Below are 18,743 nucleotides of genomic sequence, written 5' to 3'. Positions count from 1 at the left end.
AGGCTGTTTTCGTAAGAACGGTGGTCTTTTGAGTTAAGAGTGCTGAAGCAGAAAGGCCGGGGGTTCCTCCGGCAAGAGGGGTCAGACCAGCTCTGTGGAGTCTTGTGAGAGGAAGAGGCACTTCCTTGCGGAGGCTTGCCGCGAGTCCGCGAAAGGGAGTGTATTCCGTTTAACGAAGCTGACATTATTATGGGGGCAGAAAACCTCCCAAATTGTATTTCCAGGGTATAGTAAATAAATAGAAACAAAAATGGGGTGAGCTCATGTTTAAAGGGAAATTCTGCTTCGAAACCACCATAAACCAGCCTTTGAATGAAGTTTGGGCTTTTTTTTCAAAAAATACAAACCTGGCAGAGATTACAGGCTTTCCAAAAGTAAAGGTAACGGGGGATCAAGAAGTGTCTAAAGGTGCCAGGGTGAACCTGGAACTGAATTTTGTTGTACTGACCCTTACATGGAAGGCTAGGATCATTGATGTAAAAGAGGGAGCCTTTTTTACTGATGTTGCAGAAAAAGCCCCTTTTCCCTTCAGAATATGGACTCATACACACCGCTTTGTTTCTGAAGGAAGTAAAACGAAAATGGTTGATGAAGTGGAATTCAGCTCCTGGATTCCGGCTCCTATTATAAAACTGATGCTGTACGGAATGTTCTTCGATCGGAAAAAACAGATAAAAAAACACGAGCCTTTATGAGGTTCGTGTTTTTTACTTTTACCCTACCATGATCGTATATATTGCCGGGGAGGCTCCAGTTCCACACCGAGCTCATTTGCGGCTGTTCTTGGCCAGTAAGGATCTCTGAGGAAAGCGCGGCCGATAAAGATGAGATCTGCACGCTTGTTTTGAAGGATTTCCTCTGCCTGGAGCCCGGTGGTTATGAGACCCACAGCCCCGGTAGCAATGCCGGCTTCTTTTTTTATAGTCTCTGCATGACGAATCTGGTAGCCGGGATAGACCTCAATCGGGGTCCGGACAATTCCTCCGGTGCTGCAGTCAATCAGATCAACCCCGAGTTCGGACATCCTTTTTGAGAAAGCAGTGATATCGTCCATACTGTTGCCGTCCTGGTGATACTCATCAGCTGAAATCCGCACGAACAATGGTCCTTCCCACACTGTTTTTACTTGATCAATTGTTTCTTTAAGAAAACGGAAGCGGTTTTCCCGGTTTCCACCGTATTCATCTGTACGTTTATTTGAAAGAGGAGAAAGAAACTGGCTGATCAGGTACCCATGAGCTGCGTGAAGCTCGATAATATCAAATCCTGCTTTTTTGGCTCTTTCTGCAGCTGTCTTAAAACCATAAATCGTTTCTTTTATTTCTGTTTCAGTCATTTCTTTTGGAATCTTTGACTTTTCATCAAAACCTACAGCTGAAGGAGCAATGGTTTCATCGTCATAGATTGCTTTTCTGCCGGCATGACCAAGCTGAACAGCTGTTTTAGCACCGTGGACTTTGATGGCATCGGTTAGCCTTTTCAACCCTGGAATGTGATCGTCACTCCAGATGGCCAGATCCTGAGGGGAAATTTGCCCCTGGCGTGTGACGGGAGTGGCTTCCGTCATTATAAGACCAGCTTGGCCGATTGCACGGCTGGTGTAGTGGACTATGTGCCAGTCGTTAACCATTCCATCTTCCTGATCGCATGAATACATACACATAGGTGACATAACAATCCGGTTTTTTAACGTGACATTTTTTATTGTGAAAGGGGAAAACAATGCTGTTGTCATAATGACCTCCTGTTATTGTTTCGTGTTACTAAAGATACTTTATCATATCTTTCAGAACGAGGGGAATTGAGAAGGCTTGTTTTTATTTTCGGCGCGGTGAGAGTGAAATAGTAGACCCACAAAAGAAGCCGGTCCATAAGAGAATTTCTTAAGGACCGGCTTCTTTTACGTATGGCGTCTCCCCGGAACTCACTTTTTCCTCAGGAGTGTCGCGCATTGGCTAAAATCAATGCGCTTTTTTAAACAATATTGTCCTTTAACACGGTAATACTGTCATGGCCGTCAGCTTCTTTTTTTCTGATCGTGGAGATAACCGTTCAGGTAAGCGAGAAGCTTGCTTCTTGTAATAATTCCTAAAAAGGCTCCTTTTTCATCTTCCACACAAATAAAGGGATTGTTTATGGAAAAGGACAGGGCTTTTTCAAACGGTGAATTCTTCTTCACACAGGCAAATGTCGTACTCATGACTTCAGTGACAGTAGTATTATGAAGGCGGTCCGGTTCAATCTTTTCAATACCGATTATGGAGTCGAGGATTTGTGCTTTACTGATTAATCCGCGCAATTTAAATGCGGTATCGAGTACCGGAATAGCTGTATAGCCTGATTTGACGAGCACTAGAAGTGCATGTTCCAGTGAATTATCCGGTTGAACGTGGGCCACTTCTTCTGCCGAAATAATAAAGGATTCGATCGGTTGTTGAAGAATGTGATATTCTTGCAGGTTTTGCATTTTCGCAGCACACTTTCTTTATTTTATTTCTACCATGTATTAAATACCCAGATAAAGGATAACGGTAAACATCTTTATTAATCTTCCCTCTACTATGTTAGTGAAACAGGGAGGAAAAGTCAATGTGTGATGTAAGCGTTTACATTTTAGGTTATGAGAAAATCCGGGAACCGTGCTTGTCTCTGGTTTAATCTCCTTATGGAAGTTCCATACTAGAAACAGGCACCCTAAAGAGGGTCTGGACATTCTTACTGAGGTGAAAATGATGCACAGCAAACAGACTGTCAGATATTTATGTCAGAAATATCCATCAGGGAATGAATATTTCTATAAAGAAGAGATCATTACACATGATACATGGGATAATCTCGATTCACTCGAATGGGGGAGACGCAGACCTGTTTCAAAAGCCACGGTTGAAAAGAGAAAAAAAGAAGGATACAGAGTGATCACGACCGAGGTCAGAAAACCAAAAGGAAAACTCTTTTATTTCCCGGCGGCAAATTTGTCGCAAAAAGAGGATAGGCGGTAGAAAGGGTCGAAATCAATAGGGCATACAGAGATATTTAGTGGAGGGAAACATATGGGGAACTGGCAGACAAAAGAGCAGTTAAAAGATCTAACAATTTCTCTTTGCGAATATGCAAGCGTATCGGGCAGTGAAGAAGAAATCGGAATTATGGAGTTTGTGGATTACCAGTTAAAGAGGCTTGAGTACTTTAAAGAGCATGAGAGTCACCTGCAAACACATTATACAGATGACGGAAGAAAATTTGTTTCTGCTCTTGTAAAAAGCAGAAAGAAAACAAAAAAGACACTTATTATTATGGGTCACCTGGATGTCGTTGATGTAGAGGACTACGGAGAGTGGAAGCATCTGGCTTTCAGGCCGAGAGAGCTCACTGAACAGATGCTTGCCCAAAAAGACAACCTTCCTGCTGATGTGCAGAACGACTTGGAGAAAGGGGAGGAGTGGCTTTTTGGCAGAGGTGTGATGGATATGAAGGCAGGTATCGCACTTTGTATGAGCATGATTGAAAAGGCAGCGGAAGGAGCATTTGAAGGCAACCTCCTGATGCTTGCCGTTCCTGATGAAGAGGTGAACTCTACCGGGATGAGAGCGGCAGTTGGGAAGTTACTCGAAATCAGTGACGAACATGATCTGAAGTACGAGATGGCCTGGAATACAGAGCCTGTTTTTTCAGGGTTTCCGGGAGACGAAAGCCTTTATGTTTACCGGGGCTCTCTTGGAAAAGTACTGCCGGGATTTTACTGCTACGGTGAGGAAGCTCACGTAGCTGAACCGTTTTCCGGCATAAATGGGAATTTTATGACTTCTTATTTAAGTGATGCTTTTGAACTGAATCCTGAACTCACAGAACAAACTGGAAGTCAGAAGACGCCTCCTCCTACGAGTCTTCTGCAAAAGGACTTAAAGAGCGATTATTCTACACAGATTCCTCATACTGCCGTTGTTTTGTTTAACTTATTATTTATGAAAAAGAAAATGAAGGATGTAACGGAGGAACTTCTGGAAGTGGCAGAGAAAGCATCGAAACGAATTATTCAGGCTTATGATGAAAGAGAGCGGGTTTTTGCAAAAAGCCACGACTATGAACCTGAAAAAAAACAGATCCGTATTTTAACGTACGAAGAGTTGTGGCAGCATGCGGTAAATCAGGTCGGGGAAGAAGAGGTAAAGCGGCAAATCTCTTTTATTCAGGCGAATGAAAGTCAGCTTGATGACAGGGATGTTACCATTCATACCGTTCATCACATTGCAGGTTTCTGTAAAGACCTCGCTCCAATGATTGTGCTGTTTTATGCACCGCCTTTTTATCCTGCTGTTGAATCGGTGGAGCACAGTCTTGTGGACCGGGTAGCCCGAAAAGTGAAACAGGAGGCAGAACAGGTGCAGGATATTACCGTTACCGATCTCCCATACTTTCCAGGGCTTTCTGACTTAAGCTACCTGCAGCTTCCTGACCGCCGGGACTCTCTGGGAAGCATGCTTAAGAATATGCCCCTGTGGGAAGTAACCTATGATCTTCCCCTTGAAGCAATGGAGAAGCTCAATCTTCCTGTTATGAATTTCGGACCTTTGGGACGCGGTGCCCACAGCTGGACAGAACGACTGCAGGTGACATATTCCTTTGATCATCTCCCGAAAGTAATGGAAAAAGGAATTAAAGAAGTGTTTGCTCAAATGGACTGAAAGTTATAATCATAATAAAAACAGCAGCATAGACCACTGCCGCGGTCTGTGCTGCTGTTTTTAATAAAAGTGAAGGAGAAGCGGATCTGCCTTCATGATTGATACAGAGTCCTTAGTGAACATTTAAGACAGCATTCTCCTTATGCTTCACATGTTTTTTTCAATAAAGCAGGCCATAAATACTTCATCATCATATTCACCGTCAATAAGTACCTGGTATTTCTGTACACCTTCTGTAATAAATCCGTATTTTTCGTACAGCTTTTTTGCTACTGTGTTTTGTGCAAAAACAGTCAGGCACACTTTATACAATCCGTTTTGTTCAGCCCACTGGAGTGTATATTCCATGATTTTTTTCCCGAGCCCTTTTCCCTGGGCTTCTTCTGTTAGCCACGTACGGAAAACAGCCGTGTGGCGTTTCATTTTCAGCTCTCCCCGAATGAGGCGGGCAATTCCGTACACGTGACCATCAATTTCAACAACCGTATACATATTATTGTTAACAGCCATTTCCTGAATAAATGCTTGCTCTTCTTCTATAGTACGGACGCGTTCCTTTTGTATGTAACGTCCCTTCTGAATAATCTTTTCCACGTTTGTGATGATGTCAAAAGCATCTTCTTTTTTTGCGGGACGGAGCGTCACAGTTGAACCGTCTTTAGCCTTAAAGGTTACTTCAATCGGGCTATTGTTGTTTTGTGTCATTTTTATCTCCTCCATGCTGCCAAAACTTACCCGGGTCCAGTTCCAGTTCGGTGGGGATCAGTTCAGAAACAGGTACAATAACAACGTTCTTCTCCTGCAGATAATTAAGAGCATCTGATATGCCGTTGAATGTATCTGTACCCTTGATTCCAACATGGCCGATGCCGATGGCCTCCCCATGCTTCTGTGCTTGAGCACAGAGCTTGACCATCTGATTGTACACGTGATTTCTGGAAGACCGGCTGTCGTCCAGAAACGTATCTCTGACACCGTACCGCAGCTGCATTTCTTCTGCCAGTTCAGGGATAACGGACTCACTGCTTGTGCCACTGTCAATAATGTAAAGGTCATTTTCCTTTGCAACTTCAAGTATAGCCTTCATAATCCGCTCATTACCTACGATATTTGAACCCATATGATTGTTCAGGCCCTTGGCGTAAGGAACGTCATCAATAGCCATTTGCACACGTTTTTTAACTTCTTCGGTGGAAAGACTTGACGTGATCGGCATTGGACCGAGCCATGAAGCTTTCCCTCTTTTAGGTTCCAGTGGCATATGAACAATTACCTCAAAACCGGACTCGTGGGCTTTTACAGCTTGTTCAGTCGATTCATCCAAGAACGGCATCACAGCAACAGTGATTGGGATATCAGCCTTCAAAAACCGATACACACCACCTGTATTGCCACCGAAATCATCAATAATAATAGCCACCTTTGCCTCCTGATCAGAGGAATTACCGCCTGAAGCTGAAGGAGCCAGAGCAGTAAAAAGGACCGCGAGCGAAAAAATCATAACAAGAAAGTATTTGAGCTGTAAAGGGGTTCGGTTCATTGTGTACTCTCCTTGCCTGACATAATGTAAAACGTATTTGTACACTAGTATAGCCGAGACAGGAAGATATACTTATCTGCCAAACGAAAAAAACGCCGGACCGGCGTTTTACTTTTGATTTGGAAAAGCTGTATTTAACTGACCGCGCAGCATTTTTTTTCTGAGCTGTTCTCTGTTCTCCCCCTGTTTTTCCTGTTTGCGTATTTCAAACGTCTGCATGCCGTCTTCCATTTTGTTTGCGATATCAACAAGGCGTTCTACGTCCATAAACGAGTATTTTCTCGTTCCGCCCTTTGAGCGTTCCGGACTGATGAGCTTCCGCTGTTCATAGTAACGGATCTGTCTCTCAGACAATCCCGTGAGCTCACTTACAACCCCGATGCTGATGACTTTCTTTTCTTTATAAGAGTTCATCGTATCCCTTCCCTTTGCCGGCATGCTTCTATGTGATTATTATAGCAGGAAAGAACAAAAATGACTGGGTTATGTAAGATTATCTGACAGGGGAGTTCGTGAAAGGCCGAACCTGCCTTTCACGAACTCCCCGAAGCGCTGAGCGGAGCCGGTGTATGTCCTGAAGCAGGTAAGGCGCTTTTCCTTGCCTGCGCACACCGGAGTGAGCCAGCGCCTTTACAAAAGGAAAGGCCGAACCTGCCTTTCACGAACTCCCCGAAGCGCTGAGCGGAGCCGGTGTATGTCCTGAAGCAGGTAAGGCGCTTTTCCTTGCCTGCGCACACCGGAGTGAGCCAGCGCCTTTACAAAAAGAAAGGCCGAACCTGCCTTTCACGAACTCCCCGAAGCGCTGAGCGGAGCCGGTGTATGAGCAGGTAAGGCGCAATTCCCTGCCTGCGCACACCGGAGTGAGCCAGCGCCTTTACAAAAGGAAAGGCCGAACCTGCCTTTCACGAACTCCCCGAAGCGCTGAGCGGAGCCGGTGTATGAGCAGGTAAGGCGCTTTTCCTTGCCTGCGCACACCGGAGTGAGCCAGCGCCTTTACAAAAGGAAAGGCCGAACCTGCCTTTCACGAACTCCCCGAAGCACTGAGCGGAGCCGGTGTATGAGCAGGTAAGGCGCAATTCCTTGCCTGCGCACACCGGAGTGAGCCAGCGCCTTTACAAAAGGAAAGGCCGAACCTGCCTTTCACGAACTCCCCGAAGCGCTGAGCGGAGCCGGTGTATGAGCAGGTAAGGCGCTTTTCCCTGCCTGCGCACACCGGAGAAATCAATCTCTCGGGCACTGGGCTGCGCTTTTATTACCTCGTTGACTAAATGCAGCAGTTTTTGGGAAAACAGCGGGATGGAAAGTCAGAAACCTGCGCTCAGACCTTTCAGGGGAGGGGAAATAGAAAAGGCAAAGGCGGCTGCCCTTGCCTGCATCAGTATCATCCGCTGTTATTGTTGTCACTGCGGTTTAAATTTTCTTTTAACAGGTCTTTCAGTTCTCTGACTTCTTTTCGAAGTTCCTTTACTTCTTCTTTTGTTTCGTCGATTTCTTCTGTTTCAGCAGCCTCAGCCTTTTCAACGTTGTTGACGATAACACCAATAAAGAGGTTGAAGACAACAAACGTACCTACGAGAACGAAGGAAACGAAGTAAACCCATGACCATGGAAGTTCCTCAAAGATCGGTCTCATTACCTGGCTTGCCCATGATTCGAGAGTTACAACTTGGAACAATGTTAAAAGGGACAGCTGTAACGAGCCGAAATATTCCGGTGATACGTTCTGAAACAACATTGTTCCTGTTACTGCGAATATATAGAAGATAATACTCATTAAAAGCAGAATGTTACCCAGAGCCGGAATGGTCAGGAGCAGTGCATCCACGAGTCTCCGTAAGGAAGGAATGACTGAGATGGCACGAAAGACCCGGAGTACCCTGAGGATTCGCAGAACCGTAACAAAGTACGCACCGGCAAGTAAATAACCGCTTAGTACAATAATGAAGTCAAACCAGTTCCACCCGCTTTTAAAGAAGGTTCCCATCGTTCTGGCGGCAAAGAGACGCAGAAGGATTTCCACTGTAAAAATATACAGAAGAATACGGTCAATCGTCAGAAAGGCAGAGCGGTATTCGGAATAAAGGTGCGGGTATGTTTCAAGACCCACGACAACGGCATTAAATAAAATAAACGTAATGACAACGGCAGTGAAATATTTATGTTCCACGAGTGTGTCAAGTTTTTGTTTCCACTGGGGCATTGGTTTTGACATTCAATTCTCTCCTCGAAAAAAATCGCTAACGAAATAATCCTCTATTATTCTACTAAAATAACATCCAAGATGAAAGCTTTCCTCTGATTTATCATGAATTGTTTTAGACGGATACAGAAAAGATCGCTATACTATTGATGGGAATGAAACAGAAAGTGGTGAAAGCTATGAAACCGTGGAATGAACGTGTAGTTGTAATTACCGGAGCTTCCGGAGGGCTCGGACTTGAAATGGCCAGGCAGGTCGCAGAACATGGAGGGATGCCTGTGATGCTTGCCCGCTCCTACGGCAGGCTCCTGCGTGCGGCATCGGAAATTAAAGAGCAATCGGGCATTGCCCCTTATGTTTATGAACTGGATGTAAGTAATGAAGCGGCAGTCAAAGAGACATTTCATAGTATCTATGCTTCTGTAGGGGCTGTTGATGTTTTGATTAACAATGCAGGCTTCGGAAAGTTTGATCTGTTTGAAAACGCCAGAATGAGTGATATAAAAGAAATGTTTGAAGTAAATGTGTATGGTCTTGTTGCCTGTACACAGGCCGTATTACCATATATGAAAGAGGCTCGGTCAGGTCACATTATTCATATTGCTTCCCAGGCGGGAAAAATATCCACACCCAAATCGAGTGGGTACGCTGCTACAAAGCATGCCGTCCTCGCTTTTGCCAACAGCCTGAGGATGGAGCTTGAAGGTACAGGAATCCGGAACTGTTAACCCCGGACCGGTAAAAACGGATTTCTTTTCCCGGGCTGATGAAACGGGAGAATATGAAAAAAATGTAGAGAAGTACATGCTTGATGCAAAGACAGTGGCCGGGAAGACGTTAAAGCTGATAGATAAACCGAAAAGGGAGCTCAATCTGCCCCGGTGGATGGATGTAGGAACGAGGGTATACCAGGTGTTCCCGGCTCTTATGGAAAAGGCAGCAGCCAGTCAGTTCCGTAAAAAGTAATGGTCTTTCACCCGGAGGTAAAACACTTCTGGGTGAATTTTACTGTTGAAACAAGAACGTATATTCCCCTATAATGAACATACATTATAACGAACGTGTGTTCTTGAGGGGGCGCGAGATGGATATAGAATATGATTCATTACCAAAGCGGACGATCTTTTGTATTGATATGAAAAGTTTTTATGCAAGCTGTGCAGCGGTGGCTCTCGGTCTTGATCCTCTTTCTGCCCATCTGGCGGTTGTCGGGGATACAAACCGGGGCGGGAGTGTCGTGCTGGCTGCTACCCCGCCGTTAAAAAGAGATTTTGGCATTAAAACCGGCAACCGGCTTTTTGAAATCCCGGACGATCCAAGGATTCACATTGTGAATGCAACGATGGCTGCCTACCTGCATATCTCCGTTCAGGTAACCGATCTGTTTCACCGTTATGTACCAGTGGAGGCGATCCACACATACAGTGTGGATGAAAGCTTCATCGACGCAGGGGGGACGTCAAAGCTGTGGGGGGGTGAATGGGAGCTGGCAGAGGCGGTCCGGAATGATTTGTACAGGCGCTTCGGTCTGACCTGTGCCATCGGAATCGGTGACAATATGCTGCTATCAAAACTCTGCCTTGATCTTGAAGCGAAAAAACGAGGGGTCGCCAAGTGGAGTTATCAGGATGTTGAAACAAAATTGTGGCCCGTATCTCCCCTCTCAAAGATGTGGGGAATCGGAAGCAGAGTGGAAAAAAGGCTCCACCGCATGGGGATCTTTACAGTGGGACAGCTTGCTAATTATTCCCTGGACAAACTCGAGAAGGCATTCGGTGTAATGGGGAACCAGCTTTATTACCATGCAAACGGTGTTGATCTGTCAGAACTCGGTGCCCCGATATTAACCGGTCAGATCAGTTATGCAAAAGGGCAGATTCTGCTCAGGGATTATAACGATCCAGTAGAGATCAAGAGGGTGCTTCTTGAAATGTGTGAAGAAGTAGCGGCAAGGGCTAGAAGAGAAAAGCGTGTCGGGCAGACGATCAGTCTGGGAATGGGGTACAGTAAGGATGAAGCCGGAGGAGGCTTTCACCGGCAGACGACCCTTCCGGAGCCGACCAACATCACGATGGAAGTGTATGAAGCCTGTGTAAAGCTTATGGACCGTTTTCATGACGGCAGTACGGTACGGAAGCTTTCCGTATCACTCTCAAATGTTTACTCCGATGATTCCGTTCAGCTCAGCCTGTTTGAGGCGGACCGTCCGAAAAAGCGGGCTCTCGGTTATGCTATGGATGAAATTCGCAGTAAATACGGAGCGAATGCTGTGCTGAGGGCTGTTTCCTATACAGAAGGGGGAACAGCAAGACACCGGAACACACTGGTAGGCGGTCATAGAGCATAAAAGAGCGGCTCACAAGGTGGCATCAGACCTTGTGAGCCGCTCTCTTTTCGTTTTACTCCCAGTCTGTTTCACCTGTAATACCGGCAATGTCGCATAGAGAAATGGAAATGCTGTGTTTTTCTTCGTTGCGGAGGAGAAATGTCCATTTACGGAATCCAATCTTTCGACTGTTCCCGTTAAGATTGCTTCATTTCCTTGTATGACCGTCGTTATGATGACAGAAACTCCCTTAAAGGAAGCCTTTGAAAGAATACCGTTCCATTCCTCCAGCAGCTGGGGGTCGGGTTCGGGTTTTTGCTCTTTTTCATAGCTGGCTTTTAATTCTTTTAACTTCTTTACGTGCTCTGGAAGAATCATGGATGTCCATTTTAATACTCCCCGGTCGTGCAGCATACCTATCCCCCCTTTTTTATTAGAACGTATGTTCCTGTTTTGGGTAAGGTGAACCTGAAAAACAAGTGGAGAAAATTTGTAAAATTTTTTTGTTAAAAGGGAAGAAAAGTGAGGCAAAAAGGTGTATAGTAGGGGCTGAGAACTTTTTATTTGTGATTACATTCACAAATAAAAAGTTGGAAATACACGTAAAGAAAGAAGGGACAGTCTCAATGATCGTACGAGATCTGGTGGTGTCAGCAGAATTAATGGAAGAGGAAACAAAGGACGGTATCTTTGTTATTTATGAGCGTTATGAAAATAATGAATGTGAATCCAACGGCCGTTTGTTCACACAAAAAGATTGTGAGCCGGAAGAGAGAGTTGAAATTATGGAAGAGATGAACGGGGGTTCTCTTAAGCACCTCTATTCTTACTCTGTAACAGACTCCATAGAGCCGGTGCTTGTTCAAATCCGTTCGGAACACCCTGAACTGCTTAAGTCATCCAAAGCGGCTCTTATAAGCTGAATGCATTTATGCCTCCAGGCAAATCTGGGGGCTTTTATTATTTGCAGTTTTTTCATTTTGGTTGAAGAGCTCAGGATTAAAAGGCAGATTTCACGTTATAATGGACAAAACAGATATGAAAGAAAGGAGCAGTTGAATGATGGTAAAAGTGTTATTTGTGTGTCTTGGAAACATTTGCAGATCTCCTATGGCAGAAGCCGTTTTCAGCGAAAAGGTTAAAAAGGCGGGGCTGGAAGACAGGATAAAAATGGATTCCGCAGGAACAGGGGAGTGGCACGTGGGTAATCCTCCTCATGAGGGAACACAGGACATTCTCAGGAAAAACAACATTGGCAGTGAGGGCCTGAAGGCACGGCAGGTCAAGGAAAATGATTTAACGGAATATGATTACATCATCTGCATGGATGCAGAGAATATCGGTAATCTCACCAGGATGAAAGGTTTTAAGGACAGTGGTGAGATTGCAAGGCTCCTCGACTTCACAGAAGACGGGGAAGATGACGTTCCAGACCCTTATTTTACAGGCAACTTTGATTATGTATACGAACTCGTAGAAAAAGGATGTGAACGTCTTTTGTCTCACATCTGCGAAAAAGAGGGCTTAGAGCGATAAAAAGGTCTGCTGGGGTATGCCGGGTCAGGCATCATCCAGTGCTTCAGAGGACGGCTCATAAGGTGTATTGCCACCTTATGAGCTGTTCTTTTTTTGGGGGCCTCCCGTCCGCCCCGTTGTTTAACTCCGTTTTAAACAGGGAAAAACGATTACATGTATTGGAAGAGAAATGGAGTGAGCGATGATGAAGGACATACAAAAATTCTGGCAGGCAAGAAACTGGATGAAAAGTAATGAAAGCTTTCTTACCACATGGCACGCTCATGTGGGGTATAAATTAGATTTATTCGACAGCTTTGCAGAGGGAGAAAAAGTTGAGGAAGTAGCAGCAAGAGAAGAACTCAACGGCCAACTGCTTCTCAGATGGGTTGAGGTAGGGCTTGAAGTGGGCCATCTGAAAAAAACGATAACGGGAAAGATTAAACCAAAGAAAAAAATGCTTAAATACGTTTCTGCCAAAAGTAAGGATTCAGTCGGCATCCTGCTAAGAGAAATGATGGAGCTTCACATTCCAACACTTATGCAGTATCCCGACCTGATGCAAAACAATGAACAGATTTCATATCTTGAGGACAAGTTCGCCAATGTCGTAGCGGAAACGTCAGCGCTTCTGGAAAAAGCGTCAGTCCCGCCTATGATGAAATGGGTAGGTAAATATAAACCAGGACATATTGTTGACCTCGGGTGCGGTTATGGCGGGTATTTGAAAAAAATCAGGGAAACAGATGAGAAAGTCAGCCTTACCGGAGTGGAAATCAGCTCTGAGGTAGCTGAAGAAGCAGAAGAAAATTTGAGAAACGATAATATTACAATCCTCAACGAAGATCTTGAAGACTATATAAACAAAGGTGAAAAAGTCGACATGGTTATGATCCATAATCTTTTATACTATTATGAACCCAAAGAGAGAGAAGAACTTTTTAAAAAGGTCTCCTCCTTACTGAACAAAGGAGGAACCGTTACCGTAATTTCTCCGTTAACAGATGCAAAACATGGTCAGACATTTGCTGCCGCTTTTAATACCTTTATGTCAGCACATGAAAATCTCTTTCCTCTTCCGACTGAAAAGGAAATTGAATCCCATGGGAAAGCTGCCGGTCTTAAAGTGAAGATGAGTAAGCCGATTATTAAAGAGGGCGGATGGTACCTCCTCGGCCTTCAGAAAAAATAGGCTGTCCCATAAACCAGCATAAAGTGAAAGCCTCTCATATAATTTTTCCAGAGAGTGACTCACAAGGTATAATGCCACCTTGTGAGTCACTCTCTTCTTTTTTGAGCTGACTAGACCAATTCATGTAAACTCACTAATCACATACCGGAAGTGAGATGAAAATGGGCACCCTCTTTCCTTGTGATGAATACGATGTGTTAGACGTTGTCATAATCCGCTGAACGAAAGAGAGGGAGCGAAATGTGTGGAATTACAGGCTGGGTGGATTTCAGGCGCCCGATTGAGAATGAAAAAGAAACACTGAAAACAATGGCTGACACCCTGTCCAGACGTGGTCCCGATGCTTCACAGGTTTGGGCAGAAGGTCATGCGGGTTTCGGCCATACAAGATTAATCGTTGTCGATCCTGCAGGCGGTCTTCAGCCTATGAGCCGGACGAAAAACAATAATACGTACACCGTCTGCTATAACGGTGAACTTTACAACACCGAAGATATCCGTAAAGAATTAATTAAGGAAGGGTATACTTTTTTGTCCCACTCCGATACGGAAGTTCTACTGACTGCTTTTATTGCATGGGGAGAAAAGTGTGTTGAAAAATTTAATGGAATCTTTGCATTTGCTATATGGAACCAGAAAGAAGAACGTCTGTTTCTTGGCCGTGACCGCCTTGGTGTAAAGCCCCTTTTTTATATGGAGCATCAAACAGGCATTGTTTTCGGTTCCGAACCAAAAGCCATTCTGGCCCATCCTGAAATCGAAGCTGTAATTGATGAAGATGGTTTGCAGGAACTTCTGGCTCTGTGTCCTTCAAGAACACCGGGACATGGTGTATATAAAGGGATGAAGGAGTTGCGGCCTGCTCATTTTTTAAAAATCGACCGCGAAGGCCGGAGAGTAAACAGGTACTGGCAGGTTAAGAGTGAAAAACATACTCAGTCAGCAGATGAAACAGCAGACCACATCCGCTGGCTCTTAAAGGATACGGTGGAGCGTCAGCTTGTGGCGGACGTGCCGGTGTGTACATTTCTCTCGGGAGGAGTGGACTCCAGCGCCCTTACTGCCCTTGCTGCCAATTACTTTAAAGAAAAAGGGCGTGGTACGTTAAGTACCTACTCCATCGACTATGAGGAAAATGATAAATACTTTAAATCGAGTAAATTTCAGCCCAATCCGGATGCGCCGTGGATTAAAGTGATGTCTGATTTCCTTGGATCAAATCATCACGGGTGCGTGATTAATAATGATGTTTTGTTTGATTACCTCACACCTGCAGCAGAAGCCCGGGATTTCCCGGGAATGGCGGACATTGATTCATCGCTTTTGTGGTTTAGTGAGCAGATAAAACAAGATGTGACGGTCGGGCTGTCCGGCGAGTGCGCCGATGAAATTTTCGGGGGCTATCCATGGTTTCATGATGAAGAGACGATCAAAAGGGAGAGCTTTCCCTGGATGCGGTCTGTTCAGGAGAGACAGCAGCTTTTAAGGCCTGCATGGAAGGATAAGCTCCATTTAAACGAGTATGCAGATAAACGCTACACAGATACTGTAATAGAAACACCGCTGCTCGATGGGGAAACAGAACTGGAGCAGAAGCGGAGGGCATTGTTTTATTTGAACATGACTTGGTTTATGACGACGCTTTTGGACCGGAAAGACAGGATGAGTATGGCTGCGAGTCTGGAAGTACGGGTCCCGTTTGCCGATCACCGGCTGGTGGAGTATGTGTGGAACATTCCGTGGGATATGAAGATGTACGGCGGAAGGGAAAAAGGAATCCTTCGAAAAGCATTGGAAGACGTCCTTCCTCACGACATCCTTTACCGTAAGAAAAGTCCATACCCTAAGACCCATCATCCCGTCTACACTGAAAAAGTGACCAGTGCCCTGCAGGGAGTATTAACTCAGGGGGACTCACCACTGTTTGATCTCTTCGAGAAAAGGACCATACGGGAACTGGTGGACAGTAAAGGGTCTTCCTTCAGGACGCCTTATTTCGGTCAGCTTATGAGCGGGCCGCAGCTGATTGCTCATTTATGGCAATTTCATCACTGGCTGATCTCATCAAAGGTCAAAATTCTTTAACGCCTGTTTTGCAGGCGTTTTTTCATTGGCGTAGAAGTAATTGGAAAACCATATAGTTATTACAAGAATCATTATCTTTGCTGTTTTTCCTCTGTGGTGGTATACATAATGTATAAGTTTTGTTTAACCATTATTTAATAAGGGAACAGAAGTTTACAGTAATAATCGAGCGGGGGGAGACCATGCAAAAACAAAAGGTGGCCATTATCGGTGCAGGGCCAGGTGGACTGGCTGCTGCCATGATGTTGTCTTATAGAGGTTTTTCTGTAGACGTATACGAAAAACAACCATACATAGGCGGGAGAACGTCAAGGGTTACAGAGGGGGATTACCACTTTGACCTAGGGCCCACGTTTTTCAGTATGCCTCATATTCTTGAAGAAGTTTTTGAAGCTTCAGGACGTAATTTACACGATTACGTTGAACTTAAAGAGCTGGAAACAATGTATGAACTGATGTTTGACGATCTGACCATTCATGCCACAAGAAACCGGGAAAAAATGAAAAAACATATTGAGGATTTGTTTCCGGGGTGCGGCGGACGCTATGAGCAGTTCATGATTGATACGAAAAAGAAAATGAACAAGCTTATGCCTATGCTGCAGAATCAGCATGGAAGCCTGCTGGATTATGTGAGACTTAGAAGCCTGAAGGCACTCCCTGAGCTTGAGGCAGGTCGTTCTCTTTATGACGTACTGGGCCGTTATTTTGACGATGAAAGGCTGAAGCTTTCTTTTACGTTTCAGTCAAAATATCTGGGGATGTCACCATGGGAGTGTCCCGGCGCCTTCAGTATTCTCTCCTATATGGAGCATGAGTGGGGGGTTTTTCACCCTGTCGGCGGACTGAATCGTCTTACTCAGGCAATGGCAGAGGTTGTAAAGGAGAATGGGGGGAGAATTCACACAGGACTGGGTGTAAAAAAGCTTATTGTTGATAAGAAGCAGGTAACGGGGCTGAGGCTCGATAACGGAGAGGTTATTGAAGCGGATGACGTAGTCATGAATGCGGACTTTGCAAGAGGAATGACCACCCTGTTTGAAGAAAGACAGGTAAAAAAATACTCAAAAAAAGTTATAGAAAAGAAAAAGTACTCGTGTTCTACATTTATGATTTATGCAGGAGTAAAAAAAACAGTGAACCTCGGTCACCACACGATTCTTTTTTCAAATGACTATAAAAACAATGTAGAAGAAATTACAAAAACAAAGAAGCTCTCACAGGATCCTTCCATTTATGTGCAGCACGCATCACAAACAGATCCGACTCTGGCACCGGAGGGGAAATCAGCCCTTTATATTCTTGCGCCGGTCCCGAACAATTTCAGCGGCATTGACTGGGAGAAAGAAAAGGACAAATTCCGGGACCTCATCTGGAATCTAGTAGAAGAAAAGACCGGACAAAAGCTTAGAGACTCTGTTGAGGTTGAAAAAATTCTTACACCCTTTGACTGGGAACACGATAAGCAAGTTTATAAAGGGGCAACATTCAACCTGGCTCACAACCTGGGTCAGATGATGTATTTCAGACCGCATAATCAGTTTGAAGAAGTTGACAGGCTTTGGCTTGTAGGAGGGGGGACCCATCCGGGAAGCGGACTTCCAACGATATTTGAATCAGCGAGAATTACGTCCAATGCAATAACAAAGAAATACCATAAGGCGGGGATGCACGTATGAAAACAGCAATTATCGGCGGCGGAATTGGCGGACTCGTTACGGCTTTGTATCTTTCAAAAGATGGACATGATGTCACCATCTATGAAAAAGAACATCAAGCAGGCGGGCGTCTTGCTTTTGTTGAGAGAGACGGCTTCAAAGTGGATAAAGGGCCTACTATTGTACTTCTGCCGGATATGATCCGGACGATTTTGGCCGAGACAGGTGTTAATCCCGAAATTGTACAGATGGAACGCATCGATCCTTTGTATCCGATTCATTTTTCTGATGGAACGACATTTACAAAATGGAGTGATACAACAGAGCAGTTAAAAGAAATCAGGTCGGTATTCCCCGGTGAGGAAGAAGGATTTTTGCAATACATGAAAGATATGAAGGAGCGCTTTGAAAAAGGAAAACCTGCTTTCATGGACAGGGACTTCAGAGACCGGAAATCCTTTTTTTCCAGAACAAACATGAAAACACTGATTAAACTGAAAGCCTATCAGTCAGTGAAGGCCCAGTCAAAACAGTACTTTTCCAATAAAAAAATGCAGGAAGCTTTTTCCCTTCAAACACTGTATATCGGAGGGTCCCCTGAGGAGACACCGGCCATTTACTCTCTTGTTCCTTTCAGTGAACACTATCACGGTATCTGGTATGTAAAGGGAGGATATGCGTCCCTTATTAATGTAATTACGAAAGAACTTATAAAGCGGGGAGTTAAGGTCGAAACAAATGCTCTTGTGTCAGAAATAGAAACTACTCAGAAACAGGCTTCAGCCGTGAAGGTGAACGGAAAACGTGAAGCGTTTGATTCTTTTATTATCAACGGTGATTTTCCGGTGGCAAGGACTCTCGTAAAAGAAAAGAAACGCCGTTCATTTGCTCCTTCTTCCGGATGTCTGCTTCTTTATTTCGGACTGAAAGGAGAGCTGCGTACCGACCATGTTCACCAGTTTTTTATGGGGAAAGAACTTGATCAAAATATGAAAGAGATATTTGAGAGACGTACTCTTCCGGAAGACCCTTCTTTTTACGTTTTCTCTCCCTCAAAAATTGATCCGACTCTTGCACCTGAGGGTCACAGCAGTGCTTACGTTCTTGTGCCTGTTCCAAGCGGAGATCATATTACGCAAAAAGATTACGAGGCTTACGCTGATAAAATTACGGGGTTAATAGAAAGCCGCATGGATCCCGAATTAAAAGAGAAGGTGGTCTGGAAAGAAATAAGAACGCCTAACGATGCCATGCAGGAAGGGCTGTTTGATGGAGGATCCTTCGGTCTTGCCCCGTCTCTTTTCCAATCGGGTGTATTCAGGCCCCAGCTTCAGCCGTTTTCATATGAAAATGTGTATGCCGTAGGAGCTTCTATTCACCCGGGAGGAGGCGTTCCGATTGTCATGCAGGGAGCAAAGCTGCTTGCAGAAGCGATACGCGAAAAAGAAAGCAGAGCAAGCACACTCGCATAAAAGGCGTATGAAGAAATTCTTTACTTTTTTCGTGCTACTATTAAATGAAAATAGGAAACTGACAAAGAATGGA

The 18,743-nt window shown here is 44.7% G+C and carries 16 protein-coding genes and 1 pseudogene; 10 read left to right on the top strand and 7 right to left on the bottom strand.

Features of this window, described 5'->3' with window-relative positions:
• Positions 1-263: 263 nt before the first annotated feature.
• On the top strand, positions 264-695 hold the full coding sequence (locus JSY36_RS15995; RefSeq protein WP_205167124.1) for an SRPBCC family protein: 432 nt from the start codon (positions 264-266) through the stop codon (positions 693-695).
• A 23-nt stretch (positions 696-718) separates the two neighbouring features.
• Here JSY36_RS15995 and namA read toward each other — a convergent pair whose 3' ends face one another.
• Both namA and cbpB read right to left on the bottom strand, forming a co-directional pair.
• Positions 719-1,735, bottom strand: a complete 1,017-nt coding sequence (namA, locus tag JSY36_RS15990) for an NADPH dehydrogenase NamA (RefSeq protein ID WP_205167123.1) — start codon at positions 1,733-1,735, stop codon at positions 719-721.
• Between the two features lie 282 nt (positions 1,736-2,017).
• Positions 2,018-2,467: a cyclic-di-AMP-binding protein CbpB gene (gene cbpB, locus JSY36_RS15985; protein WP_122896546.1), complete on the bottom strand. Its 450-nt coding sequence runs from the start codon at positions 2,465-2,467 to the stop codon at positions 2,018-2,020.
• Between the two features lie 583 nt (positions 2,468-3,050).
• On the opposite strand from cbpB, the gene JSY36_RS15980 reads away from it, so the two are divergent.
• Complete coding sequence (locus tag JSY36_RS15980; RefSeq protein WP_205167122.1) at positions 3,051-4,682, top strand: M20/M25/M40 family metallo-hydrolase; 1,632 nt, start codon at positions 3,051-3,053, stop codon at positions 4,680-4,682.
• Positions 4,683-4,829: 147 nt separating this feature from the next.
• On the opposite strand, the gene JSY36_RS15975 is transcribed toward JSY36_RS15980, so the two are convergent.
• The 4 genes from JSY36_RS15975 to JSY36_RS15960 form a co-directional block, all read right to left on the bottom strand.
• On the bottom strand, positions 4,830-5,387 hold the full coding sequence (locus tag JSY36_RS15975; protein WP_205167121.1) for a GNAT family N-acetyltransferase: 558 nt from the start codon (positions 5,385-5,387) through the stop codon (positions 4,830-4,832).
• A complete protein-coding gene (locus tag JSY36_RS15970; RefSeq protein ID WP_236785015.1) occupies positions 5,368-6,222 on the bottom strand; it encodes a divergent polysaccharide deacetylase family protein in 855 nt (284 codons plus the stop codon). The genes JSY36_RS15975 and JSY36_RS15970 overlap by 20 nt, the downstream gene beginning before the upstream one ends.
• Positions 6,223-6,330: 108 nt before the next feature.
• Positions 6,331-6,636, bottom strand: coding sequence for a MerR family transcriptional regulator (locus tag JSY36_RS15965; RefSeq protein WP_205167120.1), 306 nt, complete (start codon positions 6,634-6,636; stop codon positions 6,331-6,333).
• A 967-nt stretch (positions 6,637-7,603) separates the two neighbouring features.
• Positions 7,604-8,434 carry an ion transporter gene (locus JSY36_RS15960; RefSeq protein ID WP_236785013.1) on the bottom strand — a complete coding sequence of 277 codons (831 nt, stop codon included), beginning with the start codon at positions 8,432-8,434 and terminating at the stop codon, positions 7,604-7,606.
• A 167-nt stretch (positions 8,435-8,601) separates the two neighbouring features.
• On the opposite strand from JSY36_RS15960, the pseudogene JSY36_RS15955 reads away from it, so the two are divergent.
• Together JSY36_RS15955 and JSY36_RS15950 are read left to right on the top strand one after the other, a co-directional pair.
• Positions 8,602-9,388 (top strand): annotated as a pseudogene (locus JSY36_RS15955) (SDR family NAD(P)-dependent oxidoreductase).
• 118 nt (positions 9,389-9,506) lie between these two features.
• Complete coding sequence (locus tag JSY36_RS15950) at positions 9,507-10,769, top strand: Y-family DNA polymerase (RefSeq protein ID WP_205167119.1); 1,263 nt, start codon at positions 9,507-9,509, stop codon at positions 10,767-10,769.
• Between the two features lie 9 nt (positions 10,770-10,778).
• On the opposite strand, the gene JSY36_RS15945 is transcribed toward JSY36_RS15950, so the two are convergent.
• Positions 10,779-11,162, bottom strand: coding sequence for a YolD-like family protein (locus tag JSY36_RS15945; RefSeq protein ID WP_205167118.1), 384 nt, complete (start codon positions 11,160-11,162; stop codon positions 10,779-10,781).
• A 212-nt stretch (positions 11,163-11,374) separates the two neighbouring features.
• Between JSY36_RS15945 and JSY36_RS15940 the strand changes: the two genes are divergently transcribed.
• The 6 genes from JSY36_RS15940 to JSY36_RS15915 all read left to right on the top strand — a co-directional run bounded on the left by JSY36_RS15940 (position 11,375) and on the right by JSY36_RS15915 (position 18,670).
• Entirely contained in the window at positions 11,375-11,671 is a 297-nt protein-coding gene (locus JSY36_RS15940; protein WP_205167117.1) for a hypothetical protein, read from the top strand.
• A gap of 139 nt (positions 11,672-11,810) precedes the next feature.
• Positions 11,811-12,284, top strand: a complete 474-nt coding sequence (locus JSY36_RS15935; RefSeq protein ID WP_205167188.1) for a low molecular weight protein-tyrosine-phosphatase — start codon at positions 11,811-11,813, stop codon at positions 12,282-12,284.
• A 181-nt stretch (positions 12,285-12,465) separates the two neighbouring features.
• Positions 12,466-13,455 (top strand): class I SAM-dependent methyltransferase, encoded by a 990-nt coding sequence (locus JSY36_RS15930; protein ID WP_205167116.1) that lies wholly within the window; start codon positions 12,466-12,468, stop codon positions 13,453-13,455.
• A 240-nt stretch (positions 13,456-13,695) separates the two neighbouring features.
• Positions 13,696-15,540 (top strand): asparagine synthase (glutamine-hydrolyzing), encoded by a 1,845-nt coding sequence (asnB, locus tag JSY36_RS15925; protein WP_122896557.1) that lies wholly within the window; start codon positions 13,696-13,698, stop codon positions 15,538-15,540.
• 182 nt (positions 15,541-15,722) lie between these two features.
• The gene (locus JSY36_RS15920; protein ID WP_205167115.1) at positions 15,723-17,219 is read left to right on the top strand and encodes a phytoene desaturase family protein; all 1,497 of its coding nucleotides are present in this window, start codon (positions 15,723-15,725) and stop codon (positions 17,217-17,219) included.
• Positions 17,216-18,670, top strand: a complete 1,455-nt coding sequence (locus JSY36_RS15915; RefSeq protein WP_205167114.1) for a phytoene desaturase family protein — start codon at positions 17,216-17,218, stop codon at positions 18,668-18,670. The genes JSY36_RS15920 and JSY36_RS15915 overlap by 4 nt, the downstream gene beginning before the upstream one ends.
• Positions 18,671-18,743 lie beyond the last annotated feature (73 nt).

The sequence above is a fragment of the Alteribacter salitolerans genome (genome assembly GCF_016901055.1).
GTDB classification, from domain to species: domain Bacteria; phylum Bacillota; class Bacilli; order Bacillales; family Salisediminibacteriaceae; genus Alteribacter; species Alteribacter keqinensis.
This window is presented reverse-complemented; position numbering and strand designations above follow the sequence as displayed.